General features: G+C 65.3%; 21 protein-coding genes. 17 read left to right on the top strand and 4 right to left on the bottom strand.

Going from position 1 to position 17,894, the window contains the following annotated elements; translation table 11 throughout:
- Nucleotides 1-22: 22 nt before the first annotated feature.
- Nucleotides 23-457 (top strand): CBS domain-containing protein, encoded by a 435-nt coding sequence (locus HNS03_RS19330; RefSeq protein ID WP_367197698.1) that lies wholly within the window; start codon nt 23-25, stop codon nt 455-457.
- Nucleotides 458-565: 108 nt separating this feature from the next.
- On the opposite strand, the gene ftsH is transcribed toward HNS03_RS19330, so the two are convergent.
- Together ftsH and HNS03_RS19320 are read right to left on the bottom strand one after the other, a co-directional pair.
- On the bottom strand, nt 566-2,428 hold the full coding sequence (ftsH, locus tag HNS03_RS19325) for an ATP-dependent zinc metalloprotease FtsH (RefSeq protein WP_367197727.1): 1,863 nt from the start codon (nt 2,426-2,428) through the stop codon (nt 566-568).
- A 279-nt stretch (nt 2,429-2,707) separates the two neighbouring features.
- Nucleotides 2,708-3,109: an SPW repeat protein gene (locus tag HNS03_RS19320; RefSeq protein ID WP_367197697.1), complete on the bottom strand. Its 402-nt coding sequence runs from the start codon at nt 3,107-3,109 to the stop codon at nt 2,708-2,710.
- Nucleotides 3,110-3,580: 471 nt separating this feature from the next.
- Here HNS03_RS19320 and HNS03_RS19315 point away from each other — a divergent pair, with 471 nt between their 5' ends.
- The 9 genes from HNS03_RS19315 to HNS03_RS19275 all read left to right on the top strand — a co-directional run bounded on the left by HNS03_RS19315 (nt 3,581) and on the right by HNS03_RS19275 (nt 11,703).
- The gene (locus HNS03_RS19315; RefSeq protein ID WP_367197696.1) at nt 3,581-4,021 is read left to right on the top strand and encodes an Hsp20/alpha crystallin family protein; all 441 of its coding nucleotides are present in this window, start codon (nt 3,581-3,583) and stop codon (nt 4,019-4,021) included.
- A gap of 22 nt (nt 4,022-4,043) precedes the next feature.
- Nucleotides 4,044-4,448, top strand: a complete 405-nt coding sequence (locus HNS03_RS19310) for an Hsp20/alpha crystallin family protein (RefSeq protein WP_367197695.1) — start codon at nt 4,044-4,046, stop codon at nt 4,446-4,448.
- Nucleotides 4,449-4,486: 38 nt separating this feature from the next.
- Nucleotides 4,487-4,993: an Hsp20/alpha crystallin family protein gene (locus HNS03_RS19305; protein WP_367197694.1), complete on the top strand. Its 507-nt coding sequence runs from the start codon at nt 4,487-4,489 to the stop codon at nt 4,991-4,993.
- Nucleotides 4,994-5,101: 108 nt separating this feature from the next.
- The gene (locus HNS03_RS19300) at nt 5,102-6,808 is read left to right on the top strand and encodes a trehalose-6-phosphate synthase (protein WP_367197693.1); all 1,707 of its coding nucleotides are present in this window, start codon (nt 5,102-5,104) and stop codon (nt 6,806-6,808) included.
- A gap of 53 nt (nt 6,809-6,861) precedes the next feature.
- On the top strand, nt 6,862-8,190 hold the full coding sequence (locus HNS03_RS19295; protein WP_367197726.1) for a DegQ family serine endoprotease: 1,329 nt from the start codon (nt 6,862-6,864) through the stop codon (nt 8,188-8,190).
- A gap of 17 nt (nt 8,191-8,207) precedes the next feature.
- Nucleotides 8,208-9,467 (top strand): cation:proton antiporter, encoded by a 1,260-nt coding sequence (locus HNS03_RS19290; protein ID WP_367197692.1) that lies wholly within the window; start codon nt 8,208-8,210, stop codon nt 9,465-9,467.
- Nucleotides 9,468-9,471: 4 nt separating this feature from the next.
- On the top strand, nt 9,472-10,425 hold the full coding sequence (locus HNS03_RS19285) for a zinc metalloprotease HtpX (RefSeq protein WP_367197691.1): 954 nt from the start codon (nt 9,472-9,474) through the stop codon (nt 10,423-10,425).
- A gap of 35 nt (nt 10,426-10,460) precedes the next feature.
- A complete protein-coding gene (locus HNS03_RS19280; RefSeq protein ID WP_367197690.1) occupies nt 10,461-10,661 on the top strand; it encodes a DUF2905 domain-containing protein in 201 nt (66 codons plus the stop codon).
- Nucleotides 10,662-10,740: 79 nt separating this feature from the next.
- On the top strand, nt 10,741-11,703 hold the full coding sequence (locus tag HNS03_RS19275; protein WP_367197689.1) for an IS481 family transposase: 963 nt from the start codon (nt 10,741-10,743) through the stop codon (nt 11,701-11,703).
- Here the strand turns inward: HNS03_RS19275 and HNS03_RS19270 are convergent.
- Nucleotides 11,700-12,971, bottom strand: a complete 1,272-nt coding sequence (locus tag HNS03_RS19270; RefSeq protein ID WP_367197688.1) for an MFS transporter — start codon at nt 12,969-12,971, stop codon at nt 11,700-11,702. The two genes, HNS03_RS19275 and HNS03_RS19270, sit on opposite strands and share 4 nt — an antisense overlap.
- Before the next feature lie 350 nt (nt 12,972-13,321).
- Between HNS03_RS19270 and HNS03_RS19265 the strand changes: the two genes are divergently transcribed.
- From HNS03_RS19265 to HNS03_RS19250, 4 genes are all read left to right on the top strand, one after another.
- Nucleotides 13,322-14,047, top strand: coding sequence for a LuxR family transcriptional regulator (locus HNS03_RS19265; protein ID WP_367197687.1), 726 nt, complete (start codon nt 13,322-13,324; stop codon nt 14,045-14,047).
- Nucleotides 14,048-14,143: 96 nt separating this feature from the next.
- Nucleotides 14,144-14,776, top strand: a complete 633-nt coding sequence (locus tag HNS03_RS19260; RefSeq protein ID WP_367197686.1) for an acyl-homoserine-lactone synthase — start codon at nt 14,144-14,146, stop codon at nt 14,774-14,776.
- A 107-nt stretch (nt 14,777-14,883) separates the two neighbouring features.
- Complete coding sequence (locus HNS03_RS19255; protein WP_367197685.1) at nt 14,884-15,138, top strand: DUF6499 domain-containing protein; 255 nt, start codon at nt 14,884-14,886, stop codon at nt 15,136-15,138.
- Between the two features lie 40 nt (nt 15,139-15,178).
- Complete coding sequence (locus HNS03_RS19250; RefSeq protein WP_367197684.1) at nt 15,179-15,703, top strand: DUF2285 domain-containing protein; 525 nt, start codon at nt 15,179-15,181, stop codon at nt 15,701-15,703.
- A gap of 8 nt (nt 15,704-15,711) precedes the next feature.
- On the opposite strand, the gene HNS03_RS19245 is transcribed toward HNS03_RS19250, so the two are convergent.
- Complete coding sequence (locus HNS03_RS19245) at nt 15,712-15,978, bottom strand: DUF2285 domain-containing protein (RefSeq protein WP_367197683.1); 267 nt, start codon at nt 15,976-15,978, stop codon at nt 15,712-15,714.
- A 147-nt stretch (nt 15,979-16,125) separates the two neighbouring features.
- Between HNS03_RS19245 and HNS03_RS19240 the strand changes: the two genes are divergently transcribed.
- From HNS03_RS19240 to HNS03_RS19230, 3 genes are all read left to right on the top strand, one after another.
- Entirely contained in the window at nt 16,126-16,362 is a 237-nt protein-coding gene (locus tag HNS03_RS19240) for a helix-turn-helix domain-containing protein (RefSeq protein WP_008892293.1), read from the top strand.
- A gap of 418 nt (nt 16,363-16,780) precedes the next feature.
- Entirely contained in the window at nt 16,781-17,674 is an 894-nt protein-coding gene (locus HNS03_RS19235; protein ID WP_367197682.1) for an ArdC family protein, read from the top strand.
- Nucleotides 17,671-17,883: a hypothetical protein gene (locus tag HNS03_RS19230; protein WP_367197681.1), complete on the top strand. Its 213-nt coding sequence runs from the start codon at nt 17,671-17,673 to the stop codon at nt 17,881-17,883. Before HNS03_RS19235 ends, HNS03_RS19230 begins: the two co-directional genes overlap by 4 nt.
- Nucleotides 17,884-17,894: the final 11 nt, after the last annotated feature.

Genomic DNA, 17,894 nt, shown 5'->3' with positions numbered 1-17,894 from the left:
GGGATCCATCGGAGTACAGGCCATGACAGTCCGGAGCTTGCTAGAAAAAAAGGGAAACTTCGTCTCGGTGGCGCCGCCCACGGCCAGGGTCCAGGACGTCGTGGACCAGCTCGAGCGCGACGATGTTGCTGCGGTCGTGATCAGCGGTGACGGCAAGGAGATCGAGGGCATCGTCTCCGCGCGCGCCATCGCGCGCGGCCTGAAGCAGTTTGGCCGCGACGTGATGGACCGTCCGGTTGGGGACCTGATGACGCGCGAGGTCGCAACCTGCGACATCGGGGACCCTCTTAGCCGTATCTATGAACTCATGGACGAGCACCAGGTCCGCCACATTCCGATCACTGACGGTGGCGCACTGTGCGGAATCATCAACACGCTCGACGTGGTGAAGCATCGACTCGCCGAGATCGATGCTGAAGCCGCCGCGCTGAAAGACTACATTTCCGGCCGCACATAGGAGCCAGACCGTCAAGCGGGGCGCGGCACGCTTCGGACGAGGCGATAGGGAACCTCCTCGACGTGTCGTGCTTCGAATCTTGTAACACCCTCGGCCGTCGACGCGCCCTTATGCCGCGTCGACGGCCGCAGATTCTTCAACGGGTTGGGCGTCCGTGTCCGGCTTGGTCAGTTCTCGTCCCAACGTCTTCAATGCGGTGTCGTCGAGGGTTTCCTTCGTGAGCAGCTCGTTCGCGCTGCGATCAAGAAGCTCCCGGTTTACCTGTAGAATCGCCATGGCCCGTTGGAATACGTCGTCGATCACCCGCCTGACCGCCGCGTCCATCTTCTCGGCCGTGGCCTCGCTGTAGCGGCGCTCGGCGTACCCGGGGCGCGTCTCGCCCAGGAAGCTCGCCCGCTGGTCGTCGTAGCTCACGTAGCCCAGCTCCTCGTCCATCCCGTAGCGGGCCACCATGGAGCGGGCGATGTCGGTGGCCTTGGCGAGGTCATCGGCAGCGCCCGTGGAAAGATGGCCGAAGACGAGGCGCTCGGCGGCGCGGCCGCCCAGAAGGACCGCGATCTTGTTCTCGAGTTCCTCGCGCGTCATCAAGAACCGATCCTCGGTCGGCCGCTGGATGGTATAGCCAAGCGCGCCGATCCCGCGCGGGATGATGGAGACCTTGTGCACCTCGTCGACGCCGGGAAGCGCCATGGCGACGAGGGCGTGCCCCATCTCGTGGTAGGCGACGACCTTGCGCTCCTTGGGATTCAAGAGCCGGTTCTTCTTTTCGAGCCCGGCGACGATGCGCTCGATGGCGCGGGTGAAGTCGTCCATGGTGACGGCCTCGGCCTTGCGCCGCGTCGCGAGCAGGGCTGCCTCGTTGACGAGATTCGCGAGGTCGGCGCCGCTGAAGCCGGTGGTGAGCGCGGCAATCTGCTCGGCGTCGACGTCCGGGGCGATCCGCGCCTTTTTCATGTGGACGCGCAGAATATCGACCCGGCCCTTCTTGTCGGGCCGGTCGACGAGGACCTGGCGGTCGAAGCGCCCGGCGCGCAACAGGGCCGGGTCTAAGATTTCGGGGCGGTTGGTCGCGGCGAGCAGCACGAGCCCGGTGCTCGGATCGAAGCCGTCCAGCTCGGTGAGAAGCTGGTTCAACGTCTGCTCGCGCTCGTCATGGCCGCCGACAGGTCCGGCCGCGCCGCGCGCCCGGCCCAGCGCGTCGAGCTCGTCGATGAAGATGATCGCCGGCGCCTTGGCCCGGGCTTGCTCGAAGAGGTCGCGCACGCGCGCCGCGCCGACGCCGACGAACATCTCCACGAACTCGGAGCCGGAGATTGAATAGAACGGCACACCGGCCTCGCCGGCGACGGCGCGGGCGAGCAGGGTCTTGCCGGTGCCCGGCGGCCCGACCAGCAGCACGCCTTTCGGCACGCGCGCGCCGAGCTTGCCGTAGTCTTCAGGCGCCTTCAGGAACTCGACGATCTCCTGCAGTTCCTCCTTAGCCTCGTCGACCCCGGCCACGTCGCGGAAGCCGACCTTGGTGTCGGTCTCCACGTAGACCTTGGCCTTGCTCTTGCCGATCGACATCAGCCCGCCGAAACCCTGCCTTTCCGCAAAGCGGCGGATCACGAACATCCAGAGGGCAAAGAAGAGCAGGACGGGTACGACCCAGGAGAGCAGGGTGCTGAGCCACGTGTTTTCGACGGCACCGGTATACTCGATGCCGGTGCCGCTCAGACGCTCTGCGAGCCCGGGTTCCACGCGCGTGGTGACGAAATGGCTCTTGCCGTTCTGAGGCTGGATGAAGGTGCCGCGGATGTAGTCCTTGCCGACCACAACGTCCCGGACCAGTCCCTCATCCACATACCGTTCGAACCGGCTGTAGGGAATAGGCTCGACCGACTGCGTCTGAACCCAGAGATCGCGCAGCAGGATCACCCCGAAAACGGCCAGAACGACATACCATAGGTTGATTTGTGTCTTGCGTTCCATGACGACGTTACCGCAATAAGGTCGACCTTCCAGCTGCACCAAACTTGTCAATTCAACGCTGCCGCTGGCGGGCTCTGAAACAGAAACTGGGCACTGGAGCGCGAAGTGGTTTTGCCCGCACGTCCCATTGCGGTGAAGACGCGATACATCCCTTCCCGCCAACCTCGCTATGTGGTTCGCGTAAGCTTCGCGATGAAGTGAGGTGAAGCCGAGGCCTTTCTCGGCAGCCAGAAGCGTGACCTCGGCTTCACCGCATCGCGGGCAGCTTTCGCGGTCGGTTTACGCTGTCGCTCGCCAGCCTCCGCTGCGTGTCTCAAGGGCCTTCCAGCTGGAACTGATGGCGATAAGCGCCCCGAGAACTATGGCACTCCACATCGCCTCGGCCAGCGCCACATAGCCGAGTAGCCAAGGCGAGACCACCAGCCAGATGCCGACGGCGGCGTTCAGCCATTCTTCCCACTCCGCGAAGCGCAGCAACGCCGCGGCCGCCAGGGCAGCGACGACCAGCGCGCTGACCCACGCGTTCCAGGCAGCCGCGGAGACAGCGTTCGTCTCGCTGGCGCCCGTGGTATCCGTGGGGGTCGTGAACTGGAACACCCAGGGTGTAATGAACAACAGGACGGCCAAGACAATATTGGCCCAATCCTGCCAACCTGACTTCTGGTCGATTTTCAGAGCCATGTCCTTACCTCCTTCACCTGAGCACGGACGCGACCGCGCTCATTTTAGCCGGCATCGAGATAGGCGCGGGAATGCAGCTGTTCAAGATCTACAGCCGCCCTGTGAGAATCGGTTCGAGCGAAGGCACTTGACAAGCCGCAACTTCATACCAAATCGGTGATCGCGGGATGCCACTGACGGGTCCCGGGGCAAGAAATGGCAAGTCCGACCGGCAGGGTTGGGCGCGAGCACGTTGCTTTGCAACGGAAGGATGTGCGCCTAGTCATTGATTGTCGCACGACCCGGTTGTAGCCGGGCCGCGTCGAACAGAGTCGGGCCCTGTCCATCTCTTGCTCTTCCTCCGGGCCCGGCAGGACACCCCCCGCACCTTGAGGTTCCACAACCGGCGTCGAGCGATCACGCGCATGCGCTTGCGCGTCTGTCGGCGATGCGCGGTTGACCGAGAGGATCGTGAACAAAGGAGGAAGAGCAATGCAGCTGACACAGATGGGCCGCACCGGCTGGGATCCCTTTGCCGAGATGCGGCAGCTTCAAGCCGAGATGAACCGGCTCTTCGACAACGCGGGGGTGTTCCCCGCGGCGCAGGCCTATCCGCCGGTCAATCTCTGGATCGGCGACAGCAGCGTCGTTGTGACGGCGGAGCTGCCGGGCCTGTCCGCCGAGGATGTGGAGCTCACCATCCGCGAGGACACGCTCACTATGCGCGGAGAACGGCACCAGGTGGAAGAAGCCGAACACGCCGGCTGGCATCGTCGCGAACGACCCTACGGCACCTTTTCGCGCACGATCGGCCTGCCGTTCCGGGTCGATCCGGACCAGGTCCAGGCGAAATTCGAGAACGGTGTGCTCGAGGTCGAGATGCAGCGCCCCGAGGCGGACCGTCCGCGCAAGATCGCGATCAACGGGAAGTAATGACTACGGAAAGGAGGCAACCATGGCCCAGGAAATGACGACCACGGCGAAACGCGAGGTCACGCCCACAGAGCAGGGAGAGGTGACGCGCTCCGCGGTGGTTTACAGGCCCGATACCGACATCTACGAGACCGAGGACCATGTGGTCCTCGTCGCGGATATGCCGGGCGTCGCGCCCGCGGACGTTGACGTCAACCTGGAACGTCGCGTCCTGACCATCCGCGGTCATGTCCATCGGCAGGCGCACGATGGTTATCGGCGTGTGCATGCCGAGTACGGCGAAGGCGATTACGAACGCGTCTTCACCCTCTCCGAGGAGATCGACCGCGACCGTATCGAGGCCAGTCACAAGAATGGCGTTCTGACGCTGAAGATGCCGAAGGCGGAATCGGCCAAGACCCGGAAGATCACGGTCAAGGCCGCCTGACACCGTCGGCGCCGAGCAAGCAAGAGAAGGAGGTTGAAATGCAGATCAGTGATCTCATTCCCTGGGGCCGCGACCGCAATGAGGTCGCGCGGCAGCAAGGGGACGGCGACAACCCGCTGTTGAACCTGCAGCGGGATATCAACCGCGTCTTCGACGACTTCTGGAGCCGGTTCGACCGTTCCGCCGGCGTTTCGAACGGGCTGCTGTCGGTGACGGGCCCGCGCACCGACGTGACCGAGACCGACGAGGCTGTCGATGTCTCCGTCGAGCTCCCGGGTATGGACGAGAAGGATATCGATGTCAGCCTGAGCGATGACGTCCTCACCATCCGGGGCGAGAAGAAGGCGGAGCGGGAGGAGAAGAAGAAGGGCTACTATCTCGCCGAACGCAGCTACGGGTCCTTCTACCGGAGCATTCCCCTGCCGCCGGGCGTCGATTCCGAGAAGGCAGAAGCGCAGTTCAAGAAGGGCGTTCTGACGGTGACGCTGCCGAAGACGCCGGAGGCGCAGGCGAAGGTTCGGAAGATCGAGGTGAAGGCGTCGTGAATCGGTGCACAGGGCCTGACGGCCCAAGAGCCGTCAGGCCCTGTGCCCATGCTCCGCGGGTCGTCCGACCACGCTAGGACAGCGAGGTGGGACGGCCGATGCGAGACCATGGAGGCCGTGATGTGCAGACCGGAGGAGCTACGAGACAAAACGAATACACTCCGCCAGACGCGGCGCGAGGAGACGGGTTCGACGGAACGGAAGGCGGCTGATCGCCTCGCTCCCGATGAAGCCGGGCTCCAGTTGCCGGCGAGCCTCGCTGCGTGCGGCCGCGCGGTCCGGTCAGACGGCAACGCGTCGACCTCGCGTCTGGTCATCGTTTCCAACCGCGTGGCGGACCCTGACCAGGACGGGCAGGCCGGGGGCCTGGCCGTCGCACTGGACGAGATCTTCCGCGTGCGACGCGGCCTTTGGTTCGGATGGAGCGGTCAGGTTCGTCGAGACGCCGATGGCAGCCCCGCCAGGAATCGAAGGGCTGAGAATGTTGACCTCGTGACGCTCGATCTGACTCCGCGGGAGCATCAGGACTGCTATCTCGGCTACGCCAACCGCTGCTTGTGGCCGATCCTTCACTATCGGACCGACTTGGTCGAGTTCCGGCATAGCTATGCTGAGGCCTACCGGGCCGTCAACCGGCGCTTCGCGGAAGCTCTGGCGCCGTTGCTGCGAGAAGACGACCTCATCTGGGTCCACGACTATCACTTGATTCCGCTGGCGCGCGAGATGCGCCGCTTGGGATGCCGGCACCGGATCGGCTTCTTCCTTCACGTTCCCTTCTCGCCGAAGGAAGTGTTCGCCTCTCTGCCCGGGTATGAGGAGATTCTCAGCGCGCTCGTCGCCAACGATCTCCTCGGCTTCCAGACGGAGACGGACAAGGCGTGCTTCCTTTCGACCATGGAAAGGCTGGTGGGTGCGCGTCAAGACGGGCACGGCCAGATCGACGCGTTCGGCCAATCTGTCCAAGTCGGCGTCTTTCCGGTCGGCATCGACGTCGATGGTTTTGCCGATCTGGCGACGTCACCGAAAGCGCGCCACCACGTGGAAAGGCTGACGGGCGCGCTTCAGGATCGCGACGTCATCATCGGCGTTGATCGCCTCGACTACACGAAGGGCTTGTCGCATCGCTTCGCCGCCTACCGAAGCCTCCTCGAGCGCATTCCCGAGTGGCGGAACAAGGTATCGCTCTTGCAGATCGCGCCTTTGAGCCGCCAAGAGCTCGGCCCGTACGCCATCACGCGCGAGGAGCTGGACCGGCTCAGCGGCGAGATCAATGGGGTTTTCGCCGACCTCGACTGGACACCGATCCGCTACCACGTGAAGCCGCTCGCGCGGTCCACACTCGCGGCGTTGTTTCGTGCCAGCCGGGTCGGCCTCGTCACACCCTTGCGCGATGGAATGAATCTGGTCGCCAAGGAGTTCGTCGCCGCGCAAGATCCGGCCGATCCCGGTGTCCTCGTCCTCTCGCGCTTCGCCGGCGCGGCGGAGGGGATGAAGGAAGCGCTCATCGTCAACCCGCACGATGTCGACGGCACTGCCGACGCGATCAACCAGGCACTGACCATGCCGCTCGACGAGCGCCTGGCTCGGCATGATGCCCTGCTGCGGAGACTCCGGAAACAGGATGCACAGGCCTGGCACCGCGCGTTCGTAGACCGGCTCGCTGCCGGGAAGCAGGCATCCTCGGCCTTCCCCTTGGAAGCCGATGCCCCGACGCCGATCACAACAGCGCTCTGCAGCGGCTCGCAACCGGCTCCTCTTGGCAACAGGGAGGCACCGTCTCATGACCAGCTCTTAGACCAGGAGTACGAAGCATGACGAGAGCCAGCTCATCGATTCTCAAGGCGATAATTATTGTGGTCGCGCTTGCCATGCCGTGGCGCGCGGACGCTGTCGCGCCGCTCGCGGGAGAAGGCGATGGCCGCGGTGTCCCCACCGTGGCGCCGTTGCTGGAGAAGGTAACGCCCGCCGTGGTGAACATTTCGGTCGTCTCTGAGCGGCCCATCGAAAGCAATCCGCTTTATCAGGATCCCTTCTTTCGGCGTTTTTTCGATCTCCCCGAACTGCCCCGCAGCAGGCCGCAGATGAGCGCCGGATCGGGCGTGATCGTCGACGCTGCAAAAGGATATGTGCTCACCAACCATCACGTGGTCGACGAGGGAGACCAGATCGTCGTCACCTTGAAGGACCGGCGCCGGTTCGACGCGGAGCTCGTCGGCAGCGACGCCGCAACCGACATCGCCTTGCTGAAGATCAAACCGGAGGCGCTCACGGACGTCCCGCTCGGCGATTCCGACCGGCTGAAGGTCGGAGACTTCGTGGTTGCCGTCGGCAACCCGTTCGGCCTCGGCCAGACCGTCACCTCGGGCATTATCAGCGCGCTCGGCCGCGGCGGCCTCAACGTGGAGGGCTACGAGGACTTCATCCAGACCGACGCCCCGATCAATCCCGGCAATTCGGGCGGTGCGCTGCTCACGCTGGACGGCAGGCTCGTCGGCATCAACACCGCCATCATCGCGCCTGCCGGCGGCAACGTCGGTATCGGGTTCGCGGTCCCCGTCAACATGGCACGCGCCGTCATGGAGCAACTGATCGAGTACGGAGAAGTCCGCCGCGGCCGGCTCGGCGTGATGATCCAGGATCTCACGCCCGATCTTGCCGAGGCTCTGAGGCTGCCGCGGACTGCCGGTGCCGTCATCGCCAGTGTCGAAGAAGACACGCCGGCCGAGCGGGCAGGGCTCAGGCCGGGCGATATCGTGGTGGCGGTGAACGGACGTGCGGTCGAGGACTCCGCGGACCTGCGAAATGCCATCGGGTTGATGCGCGCTGGCTCGGAGGTGGAGCTCACCCTGCTGCGGGATGGAAGAGAAATCACCGTTTCCGCTCGTCTGGGGCCGGGTGACCGGGTGTCGGTGGCGCCATCCGGCAGGGTCGGCCGCGCGCTCGCGGGCGCCGAGTTCGAGGAGCTGAAACCAGGAATGAACGGCTACGGGGTGGTCGACGGCGTCGTCGTGTCACAGGTGGCGCCCGGCAGTCCCGCCGCGCGAGTGGGGTTGCGTCCGGGTGACGTGATCATGGCCGTCAACCGCGAGCCGGTGACGACAGTTAACGATCTTTCCCGAGCGATCGACGAAGCCGGACCGGTCATCGCGCTCAACCTCTACCGGAATGGCGCCGAACTGTTCGTCGTCGTCCGCTGACCTGCTCGAGGGGAACGATGGACGATCATCGATTCTTCCTGGAGCTGGTGGCGGTCCTGGTATCGGCGCGCCTGTTCGCGGCCGTCGCCGTCAAGGCGGGCGCGCCGGCGGTGATCGGCGAGCTGGTTGCCGGCGTCATTCTCGGCCCCAGTCTGCTCGGGTGGTTGGAGCCGGGCGAGATGCTAAGGCTTCTTGCCGAGATCGGCGTCACGCTCCTGCTCTTCGAGGTCGGGCTCGAGACGGATGTTGCGAGGCTGGTCCGTACGGGAGGCAAGGCCCTGGCCGTCGCTGTTGCCGGCCTTCTTCTCCCGCTCGGCTTAGGCTTTGCGCTTGCCTACTGGGTGTTCGACACCTCGTTCCTCGTCGCGCTTTTGGTCGGCGGCACGCTCACCGCGACCAGCACCGGTATAACCGTCCGTGCCCTTTCGGAGTTGGGCCTCCAGAAAGCCCCGGAGGCACAGATCGTGATCGGCGCGGCAGTGGTCGATGATGTGCTCGGCGTCCTGCTGCTCGTCCTCGTCCATCAGTTTGCCACCGAGGGTGCCGTCCATTGGACCGAGACGGCCCGCGTTTTTGTCTTTCTTGTGGGCTTCTTTGTGTTCGCGCCTTTCATTGCCCATCCGCTCACCTGGGCAATCCGCAGACTTGATGAGATGGGGCGCATCCCTGGCTTGGTACCGACCGTCATCGCGGCACTCGTATTTTTCTTTGCGTGGCTCGCGACCCTGGTTGGCGCTCCCGCCATCCTCGGGGGCCTTGCCGCGGGCCTTTCGCTCTCTCGTCGCTTCTTCTTGCCGCTCGGCGTCGTCCCCCGGGTGGACCGGGACTTTGCGCACAAGGTCGAGGGGCAAATGAAGCCGATCATCCATCTCTTCACACCGTTCTTCTTCGTGGTCGTCGGTCTCTCCCTGGACCTGAGCCTGGTCCGCTGGGACGAGCCCTTCGTCTGGACGTTCTCCGCGTGCCTGCTTGTCGCAGCTGTGCTCGGCAAGATGATCGGGCCCTTGCTGATCCCGGCGCCATCGCCGTCCCGCGTGTTGATCGGCACGGCGATGGTGCCGAGGGGTGAGGTCGGTCTGATCTTTGCCGAGCTGGGTCGCGGCGCGGGCGTCTTCACGAGCGACGTCTACGCCGTCATGGTCTTCGTGATCGCCCTTACCACGTTGCTTCCCCTCTTTCTTTTCAGGTGGCTGCACGCCCGCGCGCTTCGCGGCGAGGAGGCCTTGCTTGCCCTTGATGTGGCGAAGCCAGCGGCCGCTGGTAACGACAAGGAATAGGACAATGAGCGCCCACGCCATGCACAAGCTGCGCAACATTGTCCATTCGGCGCTTCTGATTGCCGGAATGGCGCTGATCGTGAGCGCCTGCGCGTGGACCCTTTGGGGGACGGAAGGGATCCTTTGGGGGCTCGCCGGGGCGATCCTCGCGATGGTGCTTTCGCCCGCGGTGCCGCCGGCTCTCGTACTTTCACTTTATCGAGCGCGGCCCGTCGGCCACGCGGAGTTGCCGGACGTCTATGCCGCCTTGGCGGAACTCGGCCGGCGGGCCGACTTGCCGGCACCGCCCCGCCTTTACTACGTGCCAAGCGCGGTGCTCAACGCCTTCGCCGTCGGCAACCGGAGCGCCGCAGCAATTGCGGTGACGGACGGCATGTTGCGCAACCTGACCTTCCGCGAGCTTGTCGGTGTGCTCGCGCACGAGGTCAGCCATATCGCGAACAACGACTTGTGGGTCATGAATCTTGCCGACGCGATGAGCCGGGTCACCGCGCTGATGTCCTATCTCGGCATCGTTTTGCTGGCGGTGAATCTTCCGCTGATCGCGGCCGACGGCGGTGTGGTGCCCTGGTTTCTCGTACTGCTCATGATTGTCGCGCCAACGCTCATGGACTTGCTTCAGCTCGCGCTTTCGCGGGCGCGTGAGTTCGATGCCGATCTCGACGCCGTCAGGCTGACAGGCGAGACGGAGGGGTTGGCATTAGCGCTCGCGAAACTCGAGAGCTGGCAGGGGCGCTTCTGGGAAAGGGTGCTTTTCCCCGGTCGGCACGTGCCGGACCCGTCTCTTCTTCGCACCCATCCGCCGACCGAGGAGCGCATTCGTCGACTGATGAGGCTCCGCGACGAAGTATCGTCGCCGCCGCTGTCGCCCCCGGCAACCCGCGTGGTGGTCGTGCCGGCCACGATCATGCCGGTTGCGAGACCACCCCGGTACCGCTGGCCGGGCATCTGGTACTGAGCTTGGCGTGGGAATAGTGGTACGGGTGGATCGCGGTGAGCCGGATTCTAGTTGTACTCGGCATCGTCCTTGTGATCACCGGCCTTCTCTGGCCATGGCTGGGAAAGCTGGGCCTGGGTAGATTGCCTGGGGACGTTGTCATCGAGCGGGAGGGCTTCCGCGTCTATCTGCCGCTTATGACGTCGTTGGTCGTGAGCCTAGTCCTGAGCCTCCTGTTTTGGCTGCTGAATCGGTAGAGGCGCGCTCTTCTGGTCCTAGCTGTTCAGTCCCAAGGTGTGATGGCAGTGTATCTCTGGCCAGCGACAAGGACACGCTATGGGACAGGTACTACACGGCAGCGCCACGACCACGCACGCTGTCCGAGCTGCGATACAGCGATCGCAAGCTTCGGTCCAGGAGCTGAGCGAACGCTACAGTGTCAACCCCAAGACGGTGCGGAAGTGGCGTAAACGGTCCTTTGTGGAGGACGCCCCGATGGGGCCGAAGGAGCGCCACTCGACCGTGCTGTCGGCCGAGGAGGAAGCGCTCATCGTCGCCTTCCGCAAGCACACGTTGCTGCCGCTGGACGACTGTCTCTACGCCTTGCAGACAACGGTTCCACAGCTGACACGCTCAGCTCTGCACCGCTTGTTCCAGCGTCACGGCATCAGCCGGCTGCCCAGTGTCGAGGGCGACAAGCCGAAGAAGCGCTTCAAGGACTATCCCATCGGCTACTTCCACATCGACATCGCCGAGCTGCGCACCGCAGACGGCAAGCTCTACATGTTCGTGGCGGTCGATCGGACATCGAAGTTCGCCTTCGCCAGACTCGAGGAGAAAGCAAACCGGCGCACCGCGTCAGCCTTCCTGGAAGCCCTCATCAAAGCCGTACCCTACAGGATCCACACCGTACTAACCGACAACGGCATCCAGTTCAGCTTCCCGACACGGTATCGCGACGGACCGACAGCCCGATACACCGCGCACATGTTCGACATGCGATGCCGTGAGCACGGCATCGAACACCGTCTCACCAAACCCAACCATCCCTGGACCAACGGACAGGCCGAACGCATGAACCGAACCATCAAGGAGGCCACCGTCAGGCGCTACCACTACGAGAGCCATCAACAGCTCAGAACGCATCTCTCAGCGTTCCTCGACGCCTATAACTTCGCCAAGCGCCTCAAGACGCTCAAAGGCCTAACGCCATATGAGCACATCTGCAAAATCTGGAACGAGCAGCCCAAACAGTTCAGACTCAATCCCGTCCACCACATGCCGGGACTGAACACCTAGCGCGGTGCCGGCTCGCCCTCGGCCTTGCCGGTGCCATGCCGATGCAGGGGTAGCGCGGCGTGACTGGTTTGCGGCACGGCCGTGTAGCTTTCCTTGTCTTCAGGCGCCGGTGCCGCACGTTGGGTAAAGCGGTACCCGCTGTAGACGGCATAGGCACCCATGGCGACGGCGATGAAAGCGAAGAGCCCGTCCGGGCCGAGACCCCCCATAACCACGCTCGCCGCAAAAGGTCCCACGGCGGAGCCGATCCCGTAGACGAGCACGAGGCCGCTGGCGGCGGCGATCAACTCGTCTTCTTCGATATGATCGTTAAGATGGGCAACGCAAAGGGAGTAGGCCGGCATCGTCGCGCCGCCGAGCAGGCAAGACAGCACTATAAGACGCCCCGGCGACGCTCCGGCGTAGGCCGCTATGAGTGCGGCGGTCGCGGCGGCCACGGCGGACGTGCCAACGATGACGTATCGTCGGTCTACCCGGTCCGAAAGCCAGCCAAGCGGCCACTGCAGGATCAGTGCACCCGTCAGCATGGCTCCGACGAAAATCGCGATGGCGTCTTTCTCCAGCCCGATCGATTGGGCAAAGGTCGGCGCCATTCCGAAGAACGCACTGACGGTGAGTCCGAGAACGAAGGCGCCGACCAGGGCCAGCGGCGACAGGGCGTAGAGCCGCCCCAGCTTCAGGCGTGTGGCTGCCACCACCCCGGGAATGCCCGCCTCGGTAAGCGTGATCGGCACCAGGGCCAGCGAGAGGCACACCGAGACAAGACAAAACAGAACGAACCCGTCTGCCGGCGCCAGGGTCAGGAATAGCTGGCTCGCCGTCCAGCTCCCGTACATCACGATCATGTACAGCGCCAGCACCCGTCCGCGCCGTTCGCGGCTGGCCGAGGCGTTGAGCCAGCTTTCAGCGACGATCACCAGCCCGGCATAACAGGCACCGTGCAGCCCCCTGAAGGCGATCCATGCCGGCGGCGTGACGAAGATCGCAAAGCAGAGCGCGACGGCCGACGCGATCGAGGCGAGGGCGGCGAAGGCACGGATGTGGCCGACCCGCTGAATCAGGCTGGGCGCGTAGATCGAGCCGGCGACGAAACCGGCGAAGTGAGCGGACATGACCACGCCAACCGTCTCGTCGGCCATGCCTTCCAGCCCCGCGCGTACGCCTAGCAGCGTAGCCTGCAGGCCGTTGCCCGCCACGAGCAGGGCAACACCTGCCAGCAACGCCCAGAGCTGCACGCTTTCGCTTGTCCTTGTTCTTGCCGATGTCATGTTTCCGTCGTTTTCGCTTGAGGGTCTCCCGAGGTTTCGATCCGACACGTCGGGCCCGGCGCCAGCACGGCGAGGCTTCCTAGCCTCCGAGAGGACCTCACATAGAGCGGTGCTCCCTGACTAGAAGGCCTACAGGATTCGACTTTCCATGTTCGTAGCAATCACAATACTGAGCGCCCGATCGCGGCTGAATGAAAGGCGTTAGCTCGGCTTCTCCGGCAGTCATTTGAGCACTGGACGTGCCGGTTTGGGTCACTACATAGTCGTCGGATGGCCGCTCTGGATCGCATACGGCTTCCATTCGCCATGCAAAGAGGAGGAATTCGTTCCGGTAGTCGGGAGATGTCGAAATGCATCGCATCTTCCAAAGATTCATCGACGATATTTGGGAAAGCGTCGACCTCCAGGGCCTGCAGGAGGCCATGGCCGAGGCTACGGCCGCCCTCGACCTGCGCTGTTTCGCCTATCTGTCCATGCCCCGCCGGCGCGGGGCGGACGCACAGGTGATCTCTACCTATCCGGCAGCCTGGACCGGCCATTACGTCGAAAGCCACTACGAGCGCGTCGACCCGGTCATTCTCAGGGCCGCGCGTACCCCGGATCCGTTCGAGTGGGGCCACGGCGTGGATTTGAACGAGCTCACGCCGCCGCAGCAGCGGTTTTTCGACGAGGCCGCCGGATTCGGCATCCGCTGCGGCTTCACGATCCCGATCCACGACGGCCAGGGGCCGGTCGCGGCCATTACCTTCGCCGCCGATCAGCGCCATCCAGCGTTCCGCCGCAGCATCGAGACCCATGCGCCGGTCCTGCAGCTCATGGCGATGTACTTTCATGCCCACGCTCGCCGCAAGCTCGTCGCCGACCGCGTCGTCGACGGAGCCGCTCTGTCGCCGCGCGAGTTCGAGTGCCTCGAATGGGCCGCCAGGGGCAAATCCGCCTGGGAGATTGGGTGCATCCTTGGCATCTCTCGCCGAACGGTCGCGTTTCACCTGGATAACGCGAGGGCGAAGCTCGACGTCCGCACGGTCTGCCAGGCCGTTGCGCGCCTGTCCGCATCCAGGCCAACTTCGCACTGACGGGCCATCCGCCGTCACCCTGTGCAACTGCACAGGGTGTTTCTTCCTGACGTCTCGCCTCCAATACGCGAAGGCCAATCTTCGTAGGAGGCGATCATGATGCAGCTCATCACTCCCGACCGTTACGGCGAGTTCGCAGAGGATCTCGCCGAGATGTACCGCCTGCGCTACCGCGTCTTCAAGCAACGGCTCGACTGGGATGTCGAGGTCAGCGGCGACATGGAGCTCGACGCGTTCGATGCGCTCCATCCCGCCTATCTCCTTCAGCGCGCGCCCGACGGCCATGTCCGCGGTTGCGTGCGGCTGCTGCCGACCTCGGGCCCGACCATGCTCCGCGACACCTTCGCCCCGTTGCTGGCCGGCCACCCGGCACCTTCGGACCCGGCCATATGGGAGAGCAGCCGGTTTGCGCTCGACGTCGGACACGAGGCTGGCGACCCCGCGAGCGGGATCGCCTCGGCGACCTACGAACTCTTCGCCGGCATGATCGAGTTCGGACTCGCCCGCGGCCTTGCTGACATCGTTACCGTCACGGATCTCCGCATGGAGCGCATCCTCCGCCGCGCTGCCTGGCCACTGCGGCGCCTTGGCGAGCCGCAGACGATCGGGGGCATGCGCTCGGTGGCTGGCTACCTCGGGGTCTCGCCGGAAGCACTTGCCAAGATGCGGCAGGGCGGCGCGCTCCGCGGACCCGTCCTCTGGGCACCGGTGGCCTCGGCCGCCGCGTAGGTCCGGCGGACCGGGTGCAGGGATCGACTGGCGAGAGGAGATCGCCAAGGCGAGGTTGGGGGGCACGCAGCGATCTTCATCTGCCATAAGCGCGGAAACCTGCAGGCATGGTAGAGCAACCGAACACCGGCCAAGTTGCTGGATGGCGCCATCGCGCGGCCTATGGCTACACCGCGTCGTTGCCGCGACGCGGCTGGGCCTGGGAGTTCCTTCGGCGCGACGGCGCCTACCGGCGCGCCTGGGCGGACGCGTCGGCCGCCGTCGCGGTCGAGACGCGGTCGCCCAACCTCACCGTGATGACGGCACGGGCCGAACTGCGCGAGATGGCGCATTGGGGGCTGTTTTTTCGCCGACGCGCCTGACCAGAACGCGACCTCGGCTGCCGTCTTCTGGGACCCCTGCGTGTGCCCGTATGTGCTCCCCGCGATCGCGCTCGTGGCGGATTCACGCCTCGGCGTGGAGCGGTTCATCCTGCCAGACATCCCGTGCCAAACGACCGTGCTGCTGACGCCCGACGGGCGACAGCACCTCTCGGTCATGGACGCAGGCCACACGCTTCAACTCAGCGTCACGGGGACGAGCCTGTTGCAGCCGGTGCGGCTAATGACCGATGCCGTCCTCCAGTCTCAACGACTCCGCGCTCGCTTCCACGCGCTCGAGTGCCTCGCCAACATCATCGGGCGCGGCCGGTTCTCGAGCCGCCCGCGGATCGAGCCCTCCGGGCGGCGCCTGCGCGTGGTGCTGCAAGCGCTCGACGGCTGGCTCGCCGACGCGCCGTACCGCGAGATTGCCGTGGCGCTCTTCGGTGAGGCGCGCGTCGACGCCGACTGGACCGACCCCCGGGATCATCTCCGCGACCACGTGCGTCGCGCCGTTCGCCGTGGTCGGCAGCTCATGCGGGGTGGCTACCGCAAGCTTCTCCTTTGACACGCCGCTCAGGCGTCCTCGAGCAGTTGCCGGTAGCCGGACCGTGTCATCCAATGCGCCCGTGCGAGGTGGTCTTCCCAACAGCGGCGGGCCGCGGCATCGGTATCCGGGTCCCGTCCGAGCACCAAACGCGAGACCTCCTGCCAGTCGGCCCCGTCCGCCTCGGCGTCCAGCAGCCGGAGGTAGGTGATGAAATGCGCTTCGTCGTAGGGGGTGATCCGCTCCGCCCAGGAGACCTGGTCCGCAACGTCCGAGCTGTGATCATCCGTCGGCATCGTCGGAATTCCTCTGCCGTTGTTGCTGTCGGCGCCGCCGCTCGCGTCTCGGCGGTGAAGCCCGCAGCAGACTCATAGCGCCGACAGCTCGCGATTGTCGAAAATACTCCGTGGTGAAATACTCAACAAGCCGGTGCTCTCTCGTCCATGGAAATACGAGAGGTGCTGGCGCTCAACTTGCGAAAATACCGGCAGGCCCAGGGCCTGTCGCAGGAAGAACTCGCCGACCGCGCGGACATCGACCGCACCTATATCAGCGCCTTGGAGCGCAGCGTTTACGCCGCCAGCATCGAGGTGGTGGACAGGCTCGCCCAGGGTCTTGGCGTGGAGGCAGCGGATCTCCTGCGCCGGCCCGCCACATCCGCGAAAGAGCCTCAACTCTGAGGCGCTGTTCCTCGCTCCCCGAGTTCATCGATTTCGGCTCTTGGTTCTCCGATTAGGGCGCCCGCCCGGCCTGGCGGCCGGTCGCCGGGCTCTCGTGAACCGAGCCCGCTGACGCGGTCTCGGCCCTTCGGGCTTCGATCCCTGGCGCGATAGGCAGCCCTGCGGGCTGCCCGGCGGCCGCCGCCCTTCCGGGCGGCGAGCTTGTTTCTGTTGCCTTTCCCGGTGGCGCGGGGTGGGCGGCGCTCCCTTCTAGGCCCGCCGCGACGTGCCGCAACCCTCCGCTTCGCTCCGGGTCCTCCACTGGCGTTCCGGCCCTCCGGGTGCGGCCCGCCCCTTTGGCGGGCCTTTTCGGTCGCATCTCGCCGCCCACCCCGCTTCCGGGGAAAGGCGCGCGAGTTTTTGCGAGCGGAGGTGTGCCATGCCGGAGCGCAAGCGGGAGACGGTCTATCAGGAGGTCACTGACCGGATCATTGCGGAGCTTGAGGCCGGCCGGGTGCCGTGGGTCCAGCCCTGGGGTAGGGCCAAGGCCGGGATCGGCCTGCCCCGGAACGCGGCGACGGATCGCACCTATTCCGGGATCAACATCCTGATCCTGTGGGGCGCGGTCATCGAGAAGGGATACCCCGCCCAGCATTGGCTGACTTTCCGCCAGGCCCTCAGCCTTGGCGGGCACGTGCGCAAGGGCGAGCGCGGCACCACCGTCGTCTATGCCGACCGCTTCATCCCCAAGGACGAGCGGAAGCGCGCGACGGAGACGGGGGACGAGCCGCAGGCGGTGCCGTTCCTCAAGCGCTTCACCGTGTTCAACGTCGCGCAGTGCGACGACCTGCCCGAGCGCGTCCATGGCGGGTCGGAGCCGCCGCCTGAGCGCGAGACCGTCCCGCACGCCGAGGCGCTGATTGCCGCGACCGGCGCGGACTTCCGCATCGGCGGCGAGCGCGCCTTTTACGTGCCGAGCGCGGACTACATCCAGGTGCCGCCGCAGCCCGCCTTCTTCGAGCAGATCAACTATTACCGGACCTGCTTTCACGAGCTCGGCCACTGGACGGGGCACGCGTCCCGGCTCGCCCGCGACCTGTCGGGCTCGTTCGGCTGCAAGACCTACGCCCGCGAGGAACTGGTCGCCGAGATGGCGAGCGCGTTCGTCTGCGCCAGCCTCGGCATTACCCCCACCGTGCGCCACGCGGACTACATCGGGTCGTGGCTCGAGGTCCTGCGCGAGGACAACCGCGCCATCTTCCGCGCCGCGAGCCTCGCCTCCAAGGCTGCCGACTACCTGCTGGCCTTCCGCGACGCGGAGGCCGTGACATGACCGCGCCCCCCATCCCCCCGCGCGAGCCGCTCGCCAGCGAGCCGACACAAGAGGGCGAGCAGACCCTCGTCCCCGGCGTCCAGCCGATCAGTGCCGGCGCGCGCATCGAGGCCCGGATGGTCGCGCCGCTCACCCCACGCGTGCCGCAGAAGCCGCTCGATATCGGCCTGTTCGACGAGAACGCGCGCAATCAGTTGGACCTGTTCTGACCGGAAGCCCG

Source organism: Amorphus sp. 3PC139-8, assembly GCF_040750475.1.
Lineage (GTDB): Bacteria > Pseudomonadota > Alphaproteobacteria > Rhizobiales > Amorphaceae > Amorphus.
The sequence above is the reverse complement of the archived record's forward strand: the minus strand, read 5'-3'. Positions and strand labels throughout refer to the sequence as shown.